Consider the following 20,405-nt stretch of genomic DNA (forward strand, 5'->3'; position numbering starts at 1 on the left):
CGATAGTATTATCATAGTGTGGATAGAATATCGTGACTTAACCCCGTGCTTTTCATGATGATTTCGGGACTAACGCCATTTTTAAGCAGCTGTGCAGCCATAGTGATCTTGGCCTCTTCTCTGCCTTCTTCTCTGCCTTCTTCTCTGCCTTCTTCTCTGCCTTCTTCTCTACCTTCTTCTCTGCCTTGTTGAATACCTTCTTGGCGGCCTTTATTTTGTAGGCGCTGTGCAATACTCATAATAGTCTCCCTATGTTGGTCTGTTTGCTCTTCTAAGGTTTGAACGACTTCTTCAAAGTTTGTGGCATCCAACGCAATAAATAGGTAATTAAGGATGGTAACCACATCGCTATCGCTATTATAGTGCTTATTGAGCGCTTGTGCTAAAAGTGGAAGAACCCGCTGGAACTCATCACGTAAATATTTATGTTTCATGGCCAGCTCCATCACTGCGACTTTACGGTGATTCACTAACTCGTTATCGTCTATAACCGTGACATCGACTAAAGGAAAAGGCTCCGTATATAGCTTATTTGCTATCTTAGAGAGGGGAAAGCAATCAGTCCATAATAAAGAATGTGGATAGGGGGAGCGACCCCCGTGGTAAAAAAGAACGGGTACTACAAGCGGTAACGCGGTATTTCCTTGTTGCATATGCTGGTTCATCGCTAAAAAAGCGTAATGTATTAAGCGCCATGCCATTAATTTATCCGGGGTAGATTGGTGTTCAACGAGTAAATAAAGATACCCTTGCCCGTGTGTAGTTTGAACAGAATATAAAACATCAGATAAGCGGGAGCGTAATTGTTTATCAATAAAAGATGAGTTTGTGAGTGCTAATGTATTGAAATCACATAGTGATTTTATATGTTCAGGTAAGTGAATTTCAAAGAAGTCTTGTGCACTATCAATGTTTGTCATGAATCCCTTAAATGCTGCGTCATGCGCAGCAGAAACACTTTTTCTTTGCATCCAACTCGCTCCCTCATTTATCTATTAACTACAATAAAGTAAGAGGGCTTGATTGTCTTTTCGGTATTATTAACTGTGATATAGCGTAATAAAAGAAAAAAATTTTGCTTTATTTGCTAATAATGAATGTTAAAAGATTAAAAAATAGGGGAGGATGCATTTGATTTATGGGGATTACAAATAAAAGAAAGGCCCCAAATTGATGTTATTCAGCTCGGGGCCTAATCGGGCAGTTCATTAACCGACGTTTGGTAGGAAGCCCGCGACAATGGAAAATTGGATAGCGATAACAGCGACACCACAGAGTAAGATTATTGCTAAAACGGGTGTGCCACCTTTAACGCGATACCCACCTTTAGCTTCCACCTTGCGAACACGCATAGTGAGAAGAGCAGGGATAATTAAAGCAAGAACAGATAATGCAACTGCCGCATATGTTAAGGCTTGCACGAAACTGCTATAAAACAGAGCGCACAACAAGGGTGGAACAAAGGTCAACAAACTGGTTTGAATACGACCAACAAAATGATTACTGCGTTTGAACAAGTCGGCAAGGTAATCAAACAAGCCTAATGCCACACCTAAGAAAGAGGTTGCTAGGGCTAAATCCATAAATAAGCTGACGGCTAAGTTAACACGCGGATTAGCGACCACATCACGTACTGCGGTTAACAAACCATTGAGGCCTGATTCTTGAGCCAAAATACCTAAGAATGTATGAGATGGTATTGAACCTAATGTAGCGATTTGCCACAGAATATAGGCAACAAGAGGAATTGCACTACCTGTGATGAAAATCATACGTAATTTACGCACATCACCATTCATATAGTTCACTAAGCTAGGAACACTACCATGGAAGCCAAATGAGGTGAATATAACGGGAATAGCGGCAAGAACTAGGCCTTTTTCGATGGGCATCGTACTTAAATTGACCGCTTCTGCATGGGGGAGCATGACAAAAATCATGATCACCATAAAAATGGTTTTAGCCGTAAATAAAATACGGTTAATAAAATCAACAGAGTGGGTCCCGATTGTGACGACTGCACCACCCACCACAGTAAATAGAATGATAGCAGTGCTTGGCGTAATTTTAACACCCCACCAAGAGGATAAGCTGTCAGAAATCAATACACCGGCCCCACCAATATAAGCGGTTGTGAGCGCGTACATTAACAGCAACATACTTAAGCCAGTGACGATTTGCCCTGCTGGACCAAGATATTTTTTTGCGACAGTCCCTAAGCCCATATTTGCAGGGTTATGTTGGTAGACCTCAACTAACAATAATGAGGTATAGCTCATTAACATCCATAATCCGACAAGCAAACAGACTATGCCTGTAAAACCGACGCCTGCAGCGGCCAGTGGCATTGCCAGCATCCCTGCACCTATTGTTGTTCCTGCAACGATTAACACACTGCCAAGGGTACGATTCTTCACAAGTTCCTCTAATTGAATCTGAATAATTAATAAGTGATGCAGATTATGCGATTGTGCGTATTGTGTCAAATGTAAATTACAGATGGTGTAAATATATATTTACATTAATTTGAGTGAGAAAAGGAAGGAAATCGTCTAATAAAAAAAAGGTTAATTACTCAAGAAAAAATGATGAATAAAGATAACTAATGGTAAATTTAATTTGAGAGATTTGTTAAAAAAAGGCAAGTAATTCATTGATTTTTTAGGGGTGTAGACTGAACTGATTAGTATGTCAGTTACTTAAGAAAAATAGTGTGATATGAACAGAATAAATACAACAAAAATAAAACTATATTGGTTTTTAAATTATCATAAATCAAATTAATGCTTGAAAATCATCTCGATAATAGGAGGCAAATACATATAAAAGGATGGAACTATGGACTTTATGATTCAACTCGCCATTATTCTTGTTTGCTTGTTCTATGGGGCAAAAAAAGGGGGGATGGCATTAGGGCTGCTTGGTGGTGTCGGTCTTGTCATCTTGGTTTTTGGATTTGGCTTGCCACCAGGAAAACCACCTGTTGATGTTATGCTTGTGATTATTGCTGTTGTTGCCGCATCAGCAACGTTACAAGCATCAGGTGGTTTGGATGTCATGCTGCAAATTGCAGAACGATTATTACGAAAAAACCCAAAATACATTTCTATTGTGGCACCTTTCGTTACCTGTATCTTAACCATTTTGTGTGGTACAGGGCACGTGGTGTACACCATTTTACCTATCATCTATGATGCGGCGATTAAAAATAATATTCGACCTGAAAGACCGATGGCGGCAAGTAGCATAGGTGCACAAATGGGGATCATTGCCAGCCCTGTGTCTGTTGCGGTTGTGTCCTTAGTTGCCATGCTTAATGGTGTGACAATCAATGGCAAGTCTCTTGAATTCCTCGATTTATTGGCGATTACTATCCCTTCAACCTTAATCGGTATTTTAGCGATTGGTATTTTTAGCTGGTTTAGAGGGAAAGATCTCGATAAAGACCCTGTATTCCAAGAGTTTATCTCTGTTCCTGAAAACCACGACTACGTGTATGGCGGCAGTGTGACACTGCTTGACAAAAAACTGCCAAAAATTAACTGGGTCGCGATGTGGATTTTCTTAGCATCCATTGTCGTTGTCGCATTACTAGGCGCATTCTCTGAGTTAAGGCCGTTAGTGAATGGCAAGCCGCTATCAATGGTTTTAGTGATTCAGATGTTTATGTTGCTGGCAGGTGCGCTCATCATCATTATCTGTAAAACTAACCCAGGGCAAATTTCAAAAAATGAAGTATTCCGTTCAGGGATGATTGCGATTGTGGCGGTATATGGTATCGCGTGGATGGCAGAAACCATGTTCGGCGCTCATATGGATGAAATTAAAAGCACCTTGGGGTCGTTAGTGAAAGACTTCCCGTGGGCATATGCGGTTATCTTATTACTGGTTTCTAAGTTTGTTAACTCGCAAGCGGCGGCTTTGGCAGCGGTTGTGCCTATCGCGTTAGGAATTGGTGTTGACCCTGCTTATATTATTGCGTCAGCACCGGCGTGTTATGGTTACTATATTTTACCGACTTATCCAAGTGACCTAGCAGCGATTCAATTTGACCGCTCTGGAACAACGCGTATTGGTAAGTTTGTTATTAACCATAGTTTTATCTTACCGGGATTAATTGGGGTCGGTGTATCCTGCGTATTTGGTTGGGTATTTGCCGCGCTTTATGGCTATCTATAATAGGTAGAGCGCATCAATTAGGATAAATAGATAGAAAAGCGATTGCATTAGAAAATGGTGCAATCGCTTATTATATTAGCCGATTTCGATATCAGTCAGAGGGTGACAGCAACAGGGTAATATTTCCCCATCCTGCACAAATGCCAGAGGTTTGCGTTTGTAACCCACTTTCCCGCGCAATAATGTTACTCGGCAAGAACCGCAATAACCTTCACGGCATTGATACTCCACAGGTATACGACTATCTTCAAGCGCTTCAAGTAAACACGAATGAACGTCAGCATGGTAGGGGACATGCACACCCTGCGTCGTACGCAGGGTGATTTTATGACTGGCCATACTTACAGTTCAAAGTCGCTCAAATCATCGGTATTGACTTCAGAGTCAATCTGACCGACTAAATAAGAACTGACTTCAACTTCTTGTGGCGCCACTTGAACGTTATCTGATACCAACCATGCATTGATCCATGGGATAGGGTTAGAACGACCTTCAAATGGCAGTTTTAGGCCAACAGCTTGCATACGAATGTTGGTGATGTATTCGACATATTGGCACAGAATATCTTTATTCAGGCCAATCATTGAACCTTCACTGAACAGGTAATCTGCCCACTCTTTTTCTTGCTCTGCTGCCTGCACAAACAAGTCATAGCATTCTTGCTCGCACTCTGCGGCAATTTCTGCCATTTCAGGGTCATCTTGGCCTGAGCGTAACAGGTTCAACATATGTTGAGTGCCTGTTAAGTGTAAAGCTTCATCACGTGCAATCAGCTTGATAATTTTAGCATTACCTTCCATTAGCTCACGTTCTGCGAATGCGAATGAACAGGCAAAGCTGACATAAAATCGGATTGCTTCCAGTGCGTTAACACTCATTAAGCACAGGTATAATTGTTTTTTCAGCGCACGCAATGAAACGGTGATTTGTTTCCCGTTACAGTTGTGTGTGCCTTCACCGAACATGTGATAATAGTTGGTCATTTCGATGAGGTCATCATAATAACCAGAGATATCTTTCGCACGTTTTAAAATTTCTTCATTTTCAACGATATCGTCAAAAATAATCGCCGGGTCATTCACGATATTACGGATAATATGTGTGTATGAACGTGAGTGGATGGTTTCAGAGAATGCCCATGTTTCCACCCAGGTTTCCAGCTCAGGAATCGAAATCAGTGGCAGTAATGCCACGTTAGGGCTGCGACCCTGAATAGAGTCAAGCAGCGTTTGGTATTTCAGATTACTGATGAAAATGTGTTTTTCGTGATCTGGCAGCGCATTGTAATCAATACGGTCGCGAGAGACGTCAACTTCTTCAGGACGCCAGAAAAACGACAATTGCTTTTCGATCAGCTTTTCGAAAATAGGGTACTTTTGCTGATCATAGCGTGCCACGTTAACAGGTTGGCCGAAAAACATCGGCTCCTGCATCTGGTCATTTTTTTTCTGTGAAAATGTTGTATATGTATGTGACATAACAATTCCTATTAAATTTTACACGCGCCGCCTTCACAATCGGAATCTGCTGACTCAACAACTTCTTCCAGATCGCCCTGAACATCTTCCGCACCATCACGGGTGTTATGGTAGTAAAGTGTTTTCACACCAAACTTATAGGCGAGCAATAAATCTTTTAGCAATTGGTTCATTGGTACTTTGCCGCTCTCGAAACGAGTTGGGTCATAGTTTGTGTTTGCAGAAATCGACTGGTCGATAAATTTCTGCATAATACCAACGAGTTGCAGGTAGCCGCTGATAGATGGCATTTGCCATAACAGTTCATAAGCCCCTTTCAGGTTTTCGTAATCTGGCACTACTTGGCGTAAGATGCCGTCTTTTGACGCTTTAATACTGATGTAGCCGCGCGGTGGCTCAATACCATTGGTTGCGTTAGAAATCTGTGATGATGTCTCAGAAGGCATCAATGCAGACAGTGTTGAGTTACGCAGACCATAAGTCTGAATATCTTTACGCAGCGCTTCCCAATCGTAATGCAGTGGTTCATTGGTTAACTTATCGAGTTCTTTTTTATAGGTATCGATAGGTAATACGCCTTGAGAATAGGTCGTTTCATTGAACCACGGGCAGGCACCTTGCTCTTTCGCTAAATCGTTTGATGCTTTTAACAGGTAATACTGAATAGCTTCAAAGGTTTTGTGAGTTAAGTTATTTGCGCTACCGTCTGAATAACGAACACCGTGTTTCGCTAAGTAATAGGCATAGTTAATCACACCAATACCTAATGTACGGCGCCCCATAGAGCCTTGTTTAGCTGCAATAATTGGGTAGTCTTGGTAGTCGAGTAGGGCATCCAATGCGCGAACCGCTAGGATGGCTAACTCTTCTAATTCATCAAGGCTATCAATCGCACCTAAGTTAAATGCAGACAGTGTACATAATGCAATTTCACCTTCTTCATCATTGATATTATTCAATGGTTTAGTTGGCAGCGCGATTTCTAAACACAGGTTAGATTGACGGACAGGGGCAACCTGTGGGTCAAATGGGCTGTGCGTATTACAGTGGTCAACGTTTTGAATGTAAATTCGGCCTGTTGACGCACGCTCTTGCATCATTAATGAGAACAACTCAACTGCTTTAACGCTGGATTTGCGGATAGTCTCATCTTGTTCATATTGCACATATAAACGTTCGAATTCATCTTGGTCTGCAAAGAATGCATCATACAGACCTGGGACATCTGAAGGGCTGAATAGGGTGATGTCTTGGTTCTTAATCAAACGTTCGTACATCAATTTATTCAATTGCACACCGTAGTCCATATGGCGAACTCGGTTACCTTCAACCCCGCGGTTGTTTTTCAGGACTAACAGGCTTTCAACTTCAAGGTGCCAAATTGGATAAAATAAGGTTGCAGCACCACCACGGACACCACCTTGAGAGCAAGATTTAACCGCAGTCTGGAAGTGCTTGTAGAACGGAATACAGCCTGTGTGGAAAGCTTCACCGCCACGAATTGGGCTACCTAATGCACGGATACGGCCAGCATTCACGCCAATTCCAGCGCGCTGAGAAACGTATTTAACAATCGCACTTGATGTCGCATTGATGGAATCAAGGCTGTCACCACATTCAATCAGAACACAAGAACTGAACTGACGAGTTGGTGTACGTACCCCCGCCATAATTGGCGTAGGTAAAGAAATTTTAAATGTTGAAACCGCATCATAGAAACGACGAATGTAGTCCAAGCGGGTTTCTTTTGGATAATGGGAGAACAGACAAGCCGCGACTAAAATGTAGAGGAATTGCGCGCTTTCGTAGATCTCACCCGTTACACGGTTTTGAACTAAATATTTCCCTTCGAGCTGTTTAACAGCCGCGTAGGAGAAATTCATATCACGCCAATGGTCAATAAAACCGTCCATTTGCTCGAACTCTGCTTGAGTGTAGTCTTCCAGCAAATGCTTATCATACTTGCCCATTTCAACAAGGCGTTTTACATGCGTATAGAGTGCTGGTGGCTCAAATTGGCCATAGGCTTTTTTACGCAAGTTAAAGATAGCCAGACGCGCAGCAAGGTATTGATAGTCTGGCGTTTCACCAGTAATCAAGTCGGCAGCCGCTTTGATCATCGTCTCGTGAATATCAGACGTTCTGATCCCATCATAAAACTGAATCTGAGAACGTAACTCCACCTGTGAAACAGATACGTTACTTAGGCCTTCCGCGGCCCAGGTGATTACCTTGTGGATTTTATCGAGATCAATGCGTTCTTTATGTCCGTCACGTTTTGTGACTAACAGACTCTGGTTCATGAGTAAGTACACCTTGGTTGAACTACAAAATAGTGTGCTGCAAACATAAAAAAGCTCATGGTTAAATACCATGAGACTAGTATTGTTTAGTTTAGCTTCACTACTATATGTAGTAGTTTGTTGAGTAGACAATAACAAGATAATGTTAATATGCGATTTTATCAAGTGAACAAATTGACGGGATCTTGTGGATAACTGGTTGGATAAGAAAAGTGATCATGTCGGTAAGCTGCATGGTAAAAGGGACTAATAAAAAAAAGGCTTCCGACATGATGACTAAAATAAATTTTGTAAACTTAGACCGTTTGCTGATTTCTTAAACGTACTGCTTGCGATTTATTCTTTTCGTGATTACTTAACTACTCACTAATTGTATGGAGCATATAATTCACATCGACATTTGGCCCTAGCCAGAACTTATCAGTGATAGGATTATAATGTAAGCCCGTGATATGCTTATCTTTTAGCTGTGTTCCATCAATCCAACCGATTAATTCGGAAGGGCGAATAAACTTATTCACATCATGAGTGCCTTTCGGAACCATCTTCATGACATACTCAGCGGCAACGACCGCCATCAGCCACGCTTTTTTATTGCGATTGATGGTAGAGAAAATCACATGACCACCCGGCTTAACTAATTTTGCACAGGCTCTTACAACGGATTGCGGATCAGGAACGTGCTCTAACATTTCCATACAAGTGACGATGTCGTAAGCTTGAGGGTGTTTATCAGCGTGTTGTTCAACAGTTTCTTGAACATATTCAACAGGAATACCCGATTCGAGAGAGTGTAAGCGAGCGACCATCAGCGGGTCTGCACCCATATCAAGACCCGTGACTTCTGCACCTTCACGCGCCATGCTTTCAGATAAAATACCGCCGCCACAACCGACATCAAGAATTTTTTTACCAAAAATACCCTCAACACGTTGCATGATGTAGCCAAGACGTAATGGGTTAATGCGGTGCAAGGGGGCAAATTCCCCTTCTAAGTCCCACCAACGTGATGCAATGGATTCAAATTTCTCGATTTCTTGCTTATCGACATTCAAGTATGTTGGTGTTTGGGTATCACTCATTGATAAAACTCCTATTTTAACCCTATGACCGTTATTGCCTATTAAGATGATACGAATTAGGCGCGGTAATAGGTGTCCGTCAGACATTGATGGTCATAATCTAGACAATAATGCACTTAAGGCAGTTATTAATGAATAATCCCACAAGTTTCGGACACATAAACTTAATTTTCCGCTATTATACATAGCTTGAAAGACAAATACCCGTCTCTTATTTTTATTAAATTGGCGAATTGTGGTATAGTTCTACTCTTTGAATCCGAAGTTATGAGGGACAGTGGTTCCATGAGCGAGATTGCCAGAGAAATCACCCCAGTCAATATCGAAGAAGAGCTGAAAAGCTCGTATTTGGATTACGCAATGTCCGTTATTGTCGGCCGTGCGCTTCCAGATGTTCGTGATGGACTGAAGCCAGTACACCGTAGAGTACTCTTTGCGATGAATGTACTGGGAAATGATTGGAATAAACCCTATAAAAAATCTGCCCGTATAGTCGGGGACGTTATCGGTAAATACCATCCACATGGTGATAGCGCTGTTTACGAGACAATTGTTCGTCTTGCTCAGCCTTTCTCTATGCGTTACATGCTGGTAGATGGTCAGGGGAACTTTGGTTCGGTTGACGGGGACTCCGCAGCCGCAATGCGTTATACGGAAATCCGTATGGCGAAAATTGCCCATGAGTTACTGGCGGACCTTGAAAAAGAAACCGTAGATTTCGTTCCAAACTATGATGGTACAGAGCAGATTCCTGAAGTCATGCCAACGAGGATCCCTAACCTACTGGTTAATGGGTCATCAGGTATCGCTGTCGGGATGGCAACCAATATTCCGCCTCACAACTTAGGCGAAGTAATCAATGGTTGTCTTGCCTATATAGAAGACGAAGATATTAGTATCGAAGGCTTAATGGAGCATATTCCAGGGCCTGATTTCCCAACAGCGGCTATTATCAATGGTCGTCGTGGTATTATCGACGCGTATAAAACGGGTCGTGGTAAGGTCTATATCCGTGCCAGTGCCGAAGTGGAAGTCGATGAAAAAAATGGTCGCGAAACCATTATTGTCAGCGAAATTCCTTATCAGGTGAATAAAGCGCGCCTGATTGAAAAAATTGCTGAATTAGTTAAAGAAAAACGTGTTGAAGGTATCAGTGCATTACGTGACGAGTCTGACAAAGACGGTATGCGTATTGTGATTGAAATCAAACGCGATGCGGTGGGTGAAGTTGTTCTAAATAACTTATATTCATTGACTCAACTGCAAGTGTCTTTCGGTATTAATATGGTTGCTTTACACCAAGGCCAACCAAAAATCTTAAACCTGAAAGATATTATCGCTGCCTTCGTTCGCCACCGCCGTGAAGTGGTGACACGCCGTACGATTTTCGAACTGCGTAAAGCACGTGACCGTGCGCACATCCTTGAAGCATTAGCCATTGCACTAGCTAACATTGACCCGATTATTGAATTAATCCGTAAAGCACCAACGCCTGCTGAAGCAAAAGCAGGGCTGATTGCGCGCTCTTGGGATTTGGGTAATGTGGCTGCAATGCTTGAACGTGCAGGTGATGATGCGGCGCGTCCAGAGTGGCTTGAAGAGCAATTTGGTGTTCATAACGGTCAATACTTCCTGACTGAACAACAAGCACAAGCTATCCTTGATTTACGTCTGCAAAAATTAACTGGCCTTGAGCACGAGAAATTACTGGAAGAGTATCGTGAACTGTTAGTGCAAATTGAAGCACTGCTGTTTATCTTAAGAAGCCCAGAGCGCTTAATGGAAGTGATCCGCGAAGAGTTAGAAATTATTCGTGACACTTACAATGATCCACGCCGCACTGAAATCACTGAAAACACTGCTGACATCAACATTGAAGATCTTATCAATCAAGAAGATGTAGTTGTGACTTTATCTCACCAAGGTTATGTGAAATATCAACCTCTGACAGATTACGAAGCACAACGCCGTGGTGGTAAAGGTAAATCAGCGGCACGGACGAAAGATGAAGACTTTATTGAGCGCTTACTAGTTGCCAATACCCACGATACCATTTTGTGCTTCTCAAGCCGTGGACGTCTGTATTGGATGAAAGTGTATCAATTACCTGAAGCGAGTCGTGGTGCACGTGGTCGTCCTATCGTTAACCTATTGCCACTGGAGCCAAATGAGCGTATTACCGCGATTTTACCAGTGCGTGAGTACGAAGAGGGCTACACCGTCTTTATGGCTACTGCGAGCGGTACGGTGAAGAAAACGCCTCTACAGGATTTCAGCCGTCCAAGAAGTGCCGGTATTATTGCTGTGAACCTCAATGAAGGGGATGAACTGATTGGTGTTGATTTAACCAACGGTTCTAACGAAGTCATGCTGTTCTCTGCTCAAGGTAAAGTGGTTCGCTTTGCTGAAGATGCTGTGCGTGCAATGGGTCGTACTGCAACGGGCGTTCGGGGTATTAAATTAATGGACGACGATAAAGTTGTTTCATTAATTATCCCACGCGGTGAAGGGCACATATTAACCGTGACCGAAAATGGTTATGGTAAGCGTACTGAAGAAGCTGAATACCCAACAAAATCTCGTGCAACTCAAGGGGTTATCTCCATTAAAGTGAGTGAGCGTAACGGGAGCGTTGTGGGGGCAATTCAAGTGGATGACACTGACCAAATCATGATGATCACCGATGCGGGAACGTTAGTTCGTACACGTGTTTCTGAAGTGAGCGTTGTAGGCCGTAATACACAAGGCGTGACCTTGATTAGAACGGCTGAAGATGAAAAAGTGGTTGGATTGCAACGTGTTGCTGAAACTGAAGATGATGAAAATGCAGATGAAAGTACCGACGAAAATGGTGCTGATGATGCAAATATCACTGATCAAGAATAAACAGCGCGTTTAACTGACACAACGGGCAGCTCAGAGATGGCTGCCCGTTTTATTTCTCTCTTTTGGGCTATTCATTTTTATCCCTTTTCATGTTTATCGTTTTTTAATATTGTAATCGAGTATAATTAATCACTGTGATATAGAATAACTAGGAAATCGCTTGAGATATCTACCCTCATTTAAAACATCATTAAGATTGTCACGGGATCTTTTTCGTATCCTCGGCTTGATGTTATGGGGCATGGGCGCTTTTATTACGTTATTTTTCCTCTATTCGCAATTTAATGAATACAAATCTGATATTCGTCAGCAATTCAATTCAGGGTTTGAAAGCTTACAATCCTATATTCAACAAACCGGTGAAACGCTACAAGCTATTCAATCGATGACTGAGCAGCATCGGGGCAAACTGGATGAGTATAAAAAGACGAATGAGAGTGAGCCTGAGTTCATGTCGTTACCCGGCTCTGCAAATTATTCCTTTTATAAGTTGACGCTAAACTCTGATTGTGACTATTTTCAATACCGTTCCCAACGGTATTTGCTGGCTTTTGAACAGCTAAACTATTTTTGGAAAGATAGTATTGCCGCGCCTCAAGGGTTAAACCATGTTTTTTTAATTGGTTCCCAAAGCTATTGCCTAGTGGACTACCCAATTCGCTCAACTGTTTCTGATATAGAAATGCTCAAAAAAGTCGGTTACGAAAGCGCGCGTTCTTATCAAAGCCTAAAATTACAAGGCAAGGAGCGCAATCTTTATACTATTGTCCATGGTGCTCAATCCGATAATGGCCAAATTTATTTGATCCAACCAATACAGAATTCGGGGGTTGTGACAGGGTTTATTGGTATTGAACGTGCGATAAATTTAAATCAGTTTAATATTAGTAAAAGCAAATCCATCGAAATTATGGTGGTAAATTCTCATAATCAACCTGTTTTATATTCTTCAACTGAACCAAATCCCAAAAATTCAGCATTATTGGCTATCTCTGAACCTACTTTTTTTGGTTTTAATTCAGATTACTCAAAGTTGATCTTTAAAAAACGGCTTTTGCCTGCGCAAATAACCGTTTTTTTCTCAATTTCCACCTCTGATATTATATCTAACCTTGAAAGCACCATATTTTATGGCGCAATGCTGAATATTTTTACTGGGGTTTTATTGTTTTTCTTGATCTGGTTGCTCGAAAGAAAAATGTTGGAGCCTGCTGCCAATACAGCGATCCGCTTGGAAGAACATGAACAGTTTAACCATAAGATTGTTGCTTCCGCACCTGTTGGTATCATTATCTTAAGGCTAACAGATGGCGGTAATATACTGAGTAATGAATTAGCACATGACTATTTTAGGTTACTCAATGACGATGATAAGTTGCGCATTCTTACTATCATTCGCCAAAAAACCAGTAATTACATAGATGTGGTGACAACCAACGGGACGCACTTACAAATTAGTTTCGTCAATTCTCGCTATCAAAATGAAGATGTGGCGATTTGTGTTCTGATAGATATTAGTATCCGTGTACAAATGGAAAAATCGCTGCAAGATGTCGCGGATGCTGCAGAACAGGCTAACCATGCTAAATCTATGTTTTTGGCAACGGTTAGTCATGAGTTAAGAACGCCGCTATATGGCATTATTGGGAATATTGAATTACTACAACGCTATGAATTATCAGAGAAAGCGACTCGTTTGGTCTCTACAATGGATAATTCGTCAGCATTATTGCTGCAAATCATTAGTGATATTTTAGACTTTTCTAAAATAGAGTCTAAGCAGCTAAAAATAGAAAATAAACTGTTTAATTGCCGTGAGATTTTTGCCTTTGTATTAGCTAATTATCTTCCATTAGTAACTAAAAAAAGAATTTCGCTGTATTCATACATTGAACCTGATATTCCAGATTTAATTTTGAATGATGCAGTGCGTTTGCAGCAAGTTATCTCTAACATTGTCAATAATAGTATAAAATTCACGCAGTCGGGGTTTGTATTACTCTATGTCTGGAAAGACAATAATTATTTAAAAATTGAAATCCGTGATTCAGGGATAGGGATGACACAAGCAGTTGTCATGCAATTATTTGACCCATTTTTTCAAGTTTACGATCAAAATAATACGGGACATAAAGGGACAGGGTTAGGTCTGGCCATTTGTGAAAAATTGATAAACTTGATGGATGGAGATATAGAAGTCAGCTCTCAGCATGGTCTAGGAAGCTCTTTCACAATACGAATCCCATTGTATGGACAGGAATATATTAAAAAAGTCATACCTGATTATCGTGCCAGTTACCGTATTGCTATCTTATGTAAAAATACATTTTTGATGAACTTTTTATCGCGTTTATTAGGTGATGCAAAATTCGTTATTGTGATGGGGAATGAAGTAGATACAAAGGCTGTCTATGATTTACTTATCACAGATTACCCACATATTGATGAAGTACAAAGTAGGCAACAAATCAACCTTTCCAGCTTTTATGCGGGGGAGTTTTATGAGTCTAGTCCAAACAGGTGGATTTATAATACTTTCCAACTTGATAAGTTACCGGTACTTATCGACAAATGGCTTGTTAAAGTTGCTGAAGAAAATGTAAAAAATCAAAGCACAAATGAATTAATTGAGGCTGACTGCCGATTAAGTGAATACCATATTCTGATTGTAGACGACCATCCAATTAATCGTATGTTGCTGAGTGAGCAACTTGCGAGTATTGGCTTTAGTACAGGAACGGCAATAGATGGGCTAGATGCATTGAAATATTTGAAAAGTAATCATGCTGATCTTGTTTTATCAGATGTCAATATGCCAAATATGGATGGCTATCAGCTTGCGCGGGAACTGCGCCGTTTGGGGAATACTTTGCCTATTATCGCATTGACAGCAAACGCAATGGCAGAAGAGAAGCAGCGCTGTATTGATGCAGGGATGAATGATTGTTTATCTAAGCCAACAACGATATCAATTTTACGTGAGACACTAACACGTTTTTGCTAAGAAAAAATAAAAACCCGCAATCGGGTTTTTATCGTTTAGAAGTGCTGGTATTTATTACTCTGAAGATGAGTTATCAATGCTCACAGATGAGAGATAATTGAGTAAAGCAATATCATTCTCAACACCCAGCTTCAACATCGCAGATTTTTTCTGGCTACTGATTGTTTTAATGCTACGATTCAGTTTTTTAGCAATTTCAGTGACCAAAAATCCTTCTGCAAATAAACGTAACACCTCGCTTTCTTTTGGTGATAAGCGTTTATCTCCGTATCCACTTGCATTAACTTTCTCTAATAACTTGCTGACGCTCTCTGGCGTAAATTTCTTACCTTTTTGTAACGCTGCGAGTGCTTTAGGTAAATCAGCTGGTGCACCTTGTTTTAACACAATACCTTCAATATCCAGCTCAAGAATAGCGCTTAAGATAGCTGGGTTATTATTCATCGTCAGAACAATGATTGAAAGGTCGGGATAATGGCGTTTAATATATTTAATTAGTGTAATACCATCGCCATATTTATCACCTGGCATAGATAAATCAGTAACGAGTACGTCAGCATTCAGACGTGCTAAGTTATTAATCAAAGAGGTCGAATCCTCAAACTCACCTACGATATTCACCCATTCGATCTGCTCAAGTGATTTTCGGATACCGAAAAGAACAATAGGATGATCATCGGCAACAATGACATTTAGGTTATTCATATTATTGGTTACCTTCTGGCATTAGTTTTTTGACTGAATTATCCAGATCTCTAATGCAATTTCTTATTTCAAGTCCGTTTTCATCTGCTATGTAGCCCTCTAAGTCCTCACAAAGCTGATGAAGAACTGTAAACTCGAGCATAGCAAAAACTCCTTTTAAACGATGTGCAGTGTTTTTCAATTCGGTCAAATCCTCAACACTTTCACTATTATACAGTTTATTAATATCTATCGGTACTGTTGTGATAAACAAATCTTTATAACCACTATTCGCTAAAGCGATTTGATAGGTGGAAATAGTTTTATCAATTGAATCTTGTGAGGGAGTAGCTAAAACCACTGGTGTAACATCTAACTCATGAGTATTGGCATTTTCAATTAGTAATGAAATGGCATCAATAAGTTCATCAGCGAAGTTATAGTTTACTTCAATATAGTTGTTGCTTACCTTATTTGGCGCTGAAGTACATCCATCAACTTTTACAATATATTCAAAGGGTTCTTCATTGTTATCTGTGATTAACAGATCCCAATTGGGCTGCGTTGTACTTTCACTTAAATCAAGAAATTCTGCACCATAATTGGATAGGGTGTTTCTGACTATTAGAGAAATATCTGCATTGTGAATATTTAGGCGTATATAGGTATCTTCTAATAATGCAGGGTATTCCCGTACTATTGTTTCATTAATCGCAGGCAGTGAAATCTCATAGTGTGTGCCAATCGCATCACTAGAATGGATAGAAAGTGTCCCATTCATTTTTTTGACTAATAACTTACATAAATACAGCGTCATTCCAGAACGTGTGAATTGAGAAGTGTTAACCACTTGAGAGGTAAACGGGTTCTGCATATTACTAAGCTCTTGGTTTTTCAAGCCTGTTCCACTATCTCTGACATTTAGACTGACAAGATGTTTCTCTTCATCATAAGATAGCGTGAAAGTCATTTTTCCAAAAGAGGTGGTGGCAAGAGAATAATCCCAAATTAGTTGTAATAAGTGTTGTAAGTAAGTTGGGTTGACTTGAATAAGCGAGTCTGGGTTCACATTATTATGAAAATAGAGGGATAGTCCCTTACTATTAACTTGATACAGGTTTTGCTTAAGAAATTGGCTGATGAATTGGCTAATAGCCAACATTTCAGGTTTCAGTAATGTTTTTTGGGATTCAAGTTGATTAAGCAAAGATATATTTTTAAACCATGATTGGATGGCAAATAGCTGGTTTTCAATTTGTTTGAGTTGAGAATGCTCAGTAAGCGTTGTAGATAAAGCAAGCTGAGAAAATTGCTTATCAATAGTGGTGAGTGCAGGCAGGATTTCCTGGCACATATTCTCAAATATGGCCCTACGCATTTGAATATTCTTTTTGTGTTCTCGTGTAGCGAGTTCTTGGCGCTTTTGGGTAAGCACTTCTTTATCTTTATCCATAATGATAAACAGCGCGGCATTAGGCAAAGTTTCGCTTTCTACAAGTACCACTTCATAAATGTTATTTTCAATAGAGACTTGGATAAAGTCATGGTTATCCATAGCCATATCTTTAATATGAACCAAATCCATTGATGGTAGTAATTGGTTAGCAAGGTGATTACTGAGTATTTTTGTATTGGTATTAAAGTCGTAAACCAAAATGCCATACGAGATTCGATTGATAATGTCGTTATTTAGCGATTCTTTAAATCGTAGTTCTTGTAACATCGACGTATTTGGTGAAATCAGACGTTTACGAAGAAAGATTAAGGTGATAATGGCTAAAAATATCATCGCAATCATGCAAGTGATTAGCCAAAAATTGTAGCTGATAATATTAAAAATAATGGTTTTCAAAGAAATATGGTAATAAAGCTGATAGCCACTTCCCTCTATCGGTTGCGAGAATATGAGTTTAGTACCTGATAAAGTTGAATGAGAGCCAGTACTACCAGTACTTGCAGGTCGAGAGTTAATGGTAAAAAAATCCCCATTCAAAGAGGAAGGGATCAATGAATTCATTGAAATATCAAATGAAATGACACTCGTTAATTGACCCGGCGAGTTAAACATAAGACGGTAGGTATAGTAATAAACATTTTCAGGCGAATACTTTTGCACATTTGAGATGATTTCTCGCCGATCGAGTAATGTTGATTGAGCCAACATATCCGCGCGCTTTTCTTCAGCTGTGAGGGTTAAATAGCTTTCTTTAAAGCGTAATTCAGGCTTAAGAACGGAATGAGTGGTGACAAGAACGAGGGTGTTATCTAACCCGTTAAGGTAATACATAGAGTTATATTCATTTCGAGCTCCCCAAACAATCTCCATATAGTTAGCTAACTTAGCTGCAAGCTCTTTACTGGACGTTTTATTTGGACCAAACACAATGGCATCGATTGTTTGATTTGCGCTGCTTAGCCAATAAATGTCGTGGCGCATTTCCATCGTTGATAGGGAGTCGATTGTTGGGACTATCGATTTATCATTTGCGAGTTTATAAATATGATTTGCTTGATAACGGTAGTCTTCAATTTGAAAAGCTAACCTTGATGCCATACTGGCTAGGGCAGTTTGACGGCTTTTCACCCATTCTTGGTAGTAGTTAAAAAGTGATAATGAAAGCATCACGATTAATAACAGAATAAATACAGCAAAAATGCGAGAAAGGGCATTAGGTTTTAATAATGTTTGTTTGTACATACTTGAGTACGCGGTCCCATCGGCAAAATTTATTATTAGATTAAAAATCATACGCCTAGAATAATCATTGGCAGCGATTTTGCACAGATATTACCATTTTTATTGGCAAATAGAGAACAATTGAGTGAAGATTAGCCAAACGAATTAAAAAAAGCAATTTTTTTACTTTCAGGGGTAGACAAGGGGGCGGGATTCCTCCATAATCGCGCCCCATGGAGAGATGGCCGAGCGGTCGAAGGCAGCGGTCTTGAAAACCGCCGATGGGTAACCATCCTAGAGTTCGAATCTCTATCTCTCCGCCAAATTAGCCGGCTTAGCTCAGTTGGTAGAGCAACTGACTTGTAATCAGTAGGTCACCAGTTCGACTCCGGTAGCCGGCACCAAATAAGAACCCGTTAACTCGAAAGAGTTAACGGGTTTTTTCTTGCTTATGATTCATCTCGTTGAATCATATCTAGTTATCGATGGGTTGTTTGGTTCTATCATCGCTAAAAAGAGTATTAACTTAAATTTTGTACTTCTTCTAACGGGAAGGGAGAACGCATATGTCTCTTGATTTATATTCTCAAGCCCCTCGAGCTTTGGGTCACCTTTTGCTAAGTATTTCACTTCACGTGCTTTATTTATTATAAAACCTCATAAAGCAATCTGTGAGTGAGGTTGTTTGATTTATAAGCTATTTTCATGTAATCAGAGGTGTTTAATTTGAACAACACATTGTAAGTGAGTAATTTATTGCTACAGATAATGAGTGTGTTACACGCTCAAGTAAAAGAAGGCCTTATATAACAGAAGTGACTTAATTTTTTATTGTTAGCCTTAAATCACCGATTGAGGCAGGATAGATTTCTTAAGGGGAGTCTATGAAAATTTGTATTATTGGCACATCAGGCGTTGGAAAAACAACGTTAGCAAAAAGGCTTTACCAAGAATTTAATATTTCCATGTATGAGTATGATGATATTTATTGGGACAAAACAGGGGATGAATACAGAAAGAATTCCCCTGATATCATTCAGTCTCGGGTTTCAGATATATTATTACAGGAAGAGTGGATCGTTGAGGGAGCCTATGATAAACGACTGTTACCATTTTTTAATGACTGTATGCTAATTATTCATTTAACAGAATCTCATCACATTTGTGTAGGTCGTATTATAAAACGTTTTGTCTTTGCTCGCCTTACAGGGAAGAGCCCAAAAGAAACGTGGAAAAACACCTGTGAGTTATTATCTTTTACTAAAGAATTTGAGTCTAGATTAGAGGCGTTTTTTGTATTACACCCTGAGCTTGGTTTGAAAAAAGTTACGGTAAACGCGAATAAAATAAATATTATTGAGGTTGTTAAGAATTTTAAGTACACCCAATCAATCCCAAAAACACTATGACCTAACAATTTTTTTTAAAAAAAGTTTTTAGTCAAGGGATAGGTGACTTTTAAAAAAATAGCCCCTGGTGTTGGGGCTTAAAGGGATGGTACTACTAGGATTAACTCATAGGATTAGTTATACGCTATAGAACGTCATTTTTTGCAAGTCATAGTTAAAATTAGATTGAGTTTTGTAAAATAATGAAAAGCAAAAGAGAATAATGTTAGATTCAGGCGCGTGCTTACTGTAGATCTCACACACTATTGTAGGAATAAGATATATGGCATTGTAATATAGGTATGATAAAAATATAAATTCTACTGAGTGAGATAAAAAAGCATTATTAACAGGAAAATCGCTCTTAAGTAAATGCACTTATATTAAATGAAAGAAAAGCCTCGTTAGATGACGAGGCTTTTTTTGTTAGAACCAGCTGTGTAGCATAAAATAGGATAATGAAAATACAAAAATAACCATTAGGTGTTGAAGCACCTTTAAAAATAAAAGAAATCTTCTTATTTGATTCATTGTTTCCTGCTCAGACTAACAAGGCATATAAAGAAATTAATACAACATATAGCGTAGTAACAATATCAAAAAAATTCCAATGACTAAAAGTAAATTTTTTAAAAAAAAGAAAAATAAAATAAAAAATAGGTGTTTTTAACTAGATTGCCGTGAGGGAAATATATAAAAGAAATATTGTAATAATAACGATGTG

12 protein-coding genes and 2 tRNA genes are annotated in these 20,405 nt (G+C 39.7%); 6 read left to right on the forward strand and 8 right to left on the reverse strand.

Going from position 1 to position 20,405, the window contains the following annotated elements; genetic code table 11:
- Window positions 1-11 precede the first annotated feature (11 nt).
- Both AC4IFT_RS04855 and tyrP read right to left on the reverse strand, forming a co-directional pair.
- Window positions 12-971, reverse strand: a complete 960-nt coding sequence (locus tag AC4IFT_RS04855; protein WP_490750741.1) for an Rpn family recombination-promoting nuclease/putative transposase — start codon at window positions 969-971, stop codon at window positions 12-14.
- 237 nt (window positions 972-1,208) lie between these two features.
- Window positions 1,209-2,357 (reverse strand): tyrosine transporter TyrP, encoded by a 1,149-nt coding sequence (gene tyrP, locus AC4IFT_RS04860; RefSeq protein ID WP_490731331.1) that lies wholly within the window; start codon window positions 2,355-2,357, stop codon window positions 1,209-1,211.
- A gap of 481 nt (window positions 2,358-2,838) precedes the next feature.
- On the opposite strand from tyrP, the gene AC4IFT_RS04865 reads away from it, so the two are divergent.
- The gene (locus tag AC4IFT_RS04865) at window positions 2,839-4,179 is read left to right on the forward strand and encodes an anaerobic C4-dicarboxylate transporter (RefSeq protein ID WP_206082329.1); all 1,341 of its coding nucleotides are present in this window, start codon (window positions 2,839-2,841) and stop codon (window positions 4,177-4,179) included.
- Window positions 4,180-4,254: 75 nt separating this feature from the next.
- Here AC4IFT_RS04865 and yfaE read toward each other — a convergent pair whose 3' ends face one another.
- The 4 genes from yfaE to ubiG form a co-directional block, all read right to left on the reverse strand.
- On the reverse strand, window positions 4,255-4,518 hold the full coding sequence (gene yfaE, locus AC4IFT_RS04870) for a class I ribonucleotide reductase maintenance protein YfaE (protein ID WP_490731329.1): 264 nt from the start codon (window positions 4,516-4,518) through the stop codon (window positions 4,255-4,257).
- Window positions 4,519-4,520: 2 nt separating this feature from the next.
- On the reverse strand, window positions 4,521-5,657 hold the full coding sequence (gene nrdB / locus AC4IFT_RS04875) for a class Ia ribonucleoside-diphosphate reductase subunit beta (protein ID WP_219247242.1): 1,137 nt from the start codon (window positions 5,655-5,657) through the stop codon (window positions 4,521-4,523).
- An 11-nt stretch (window positions 5,658-5,668) separates the two neighbouring features.
- Entirely contained in the window at window positions 5,669-7,960 is a 2,292-nt protein-coding gene (gene nrdA / locus AC4IFT_RS04880; protein ID WP_206082326.1) for a class 1a ribonucleoside-diphosphate reductase subunit alpha, read from the reverse strand.
- 359 nt (window positions 7,961-8,319) lie between these two features.
- Window positions 8,320-9,042 (reverse strand): bifunctional 2-polyprenyl-6-hydroxyphenol methylase/3-demethylubiquinol 3-O-methyltransferase UbiG, encoded by a 723-nt coding sequence (gene ubiG, locus AC4IFT_RS04885; RefSeq protein ID WP_490731325.1) that lies wholly within the window; start codon window positions 9,040-9,042, stop codon window positions 8,320-8,322.
- A 285-nt stretch (window positions 9,043-9,327) separates the two neighbouring features.
- On the opposite strand from ubiG, the gene gyrA reads away from it, so the two are divergent.
- A complete protein-coding gene (gene gyrA, locus AC4IFT_RS04890) occupies window positions 9,328-11,928 on the forward strand; it encodes a DNA topoisomerase (ATP-hydrolyzing) subunit A (RefSeq protein WP_490731323.1) in 2,601 nt (866 codons plus the stop codon).
- Window positions 11,929-12,088: 160 nt separating this feature from the next.
- Window positions 12,089-14,932: a two-component system sensor histidine kinase RcsC gene (rcsC, locus tag AC4IFT_RS04895; RefSeq protein WP_490731321.1), complete on the forward strand. Its 2,844-nt coding sequence runs from the start codon at window positions 12,089-12,091 to the stop codon at window positions 14,930-14,932.
- Between the two features lie 54 nt (window positions 14,933-14,986).
- On the opposite strand, the gene rcsB is transcribed toward rcsC, so the two are convergent.
- The gene (gene rcsB / locus AC4IFT_RS04900) at window positions 14,987-15,637 is read right to left on the reverse strand and encodes a response regulator transcription factor RcsB (RefSeq protein WP_490750742.1); all 651 of its coding nucleotides are present in this window, start codon (window positions 15,635-15,637) and stop codon (window positions 14,987-14,989) included.
- Window position 15,638: 1 nt separating this feature from the next.
- Window positions 15,639-18,314, reverse strand: coding sequence for a phosphotransferase RcsD (rcsD, locus tag AC4IFT_RS04905; protein ID WP_490750808.1), 2,676 nt, complete (start codon window positions 18,312-18,314; stop codon window positions 15,639-15,641).
- Window positions 18,315-18,528: 214 nt separating this feature from the next.
- Between rcsD and AC4IFT_RS04910 the strand changes: the two genes are divergently transcribed.
- The 3 genes from AC4IFT_RS04910 (at window position 18,529) to AC4IFT_RS04920 (ending at window position 19,702) form a co-directional block, all read left to right on the forward strand.
- Window positions 18,529-18,616, forward strand: a tRNA-Ser gene (locus tag AC4IFT_RS04910).
- A gap of 5 nt (window positions 18,617-18,621) precedes the next feature.
- Window positions 18,622-18,697 (forward strand) — tRNA-Thr (locus tag AC4IFT_RS04915).
- A gap of 480 nt (window positions 18,698-19,177) precedes the next feature.
- Entirely contained in the window at window positions 19,178-19,702 is a 525-nt protein-coding gene (locus tag AC4IFT_RS04920; RefSeq protein ID WP_490731317.1) for an AAA family ATPase, read from the forward strand.
- The last annotated feature ends 703 nt before the right edge of the window (window positions 19,703-20,405 follow it).

The organism is Providencia sp. UF-183 (genome assembly GCF_058246155.1).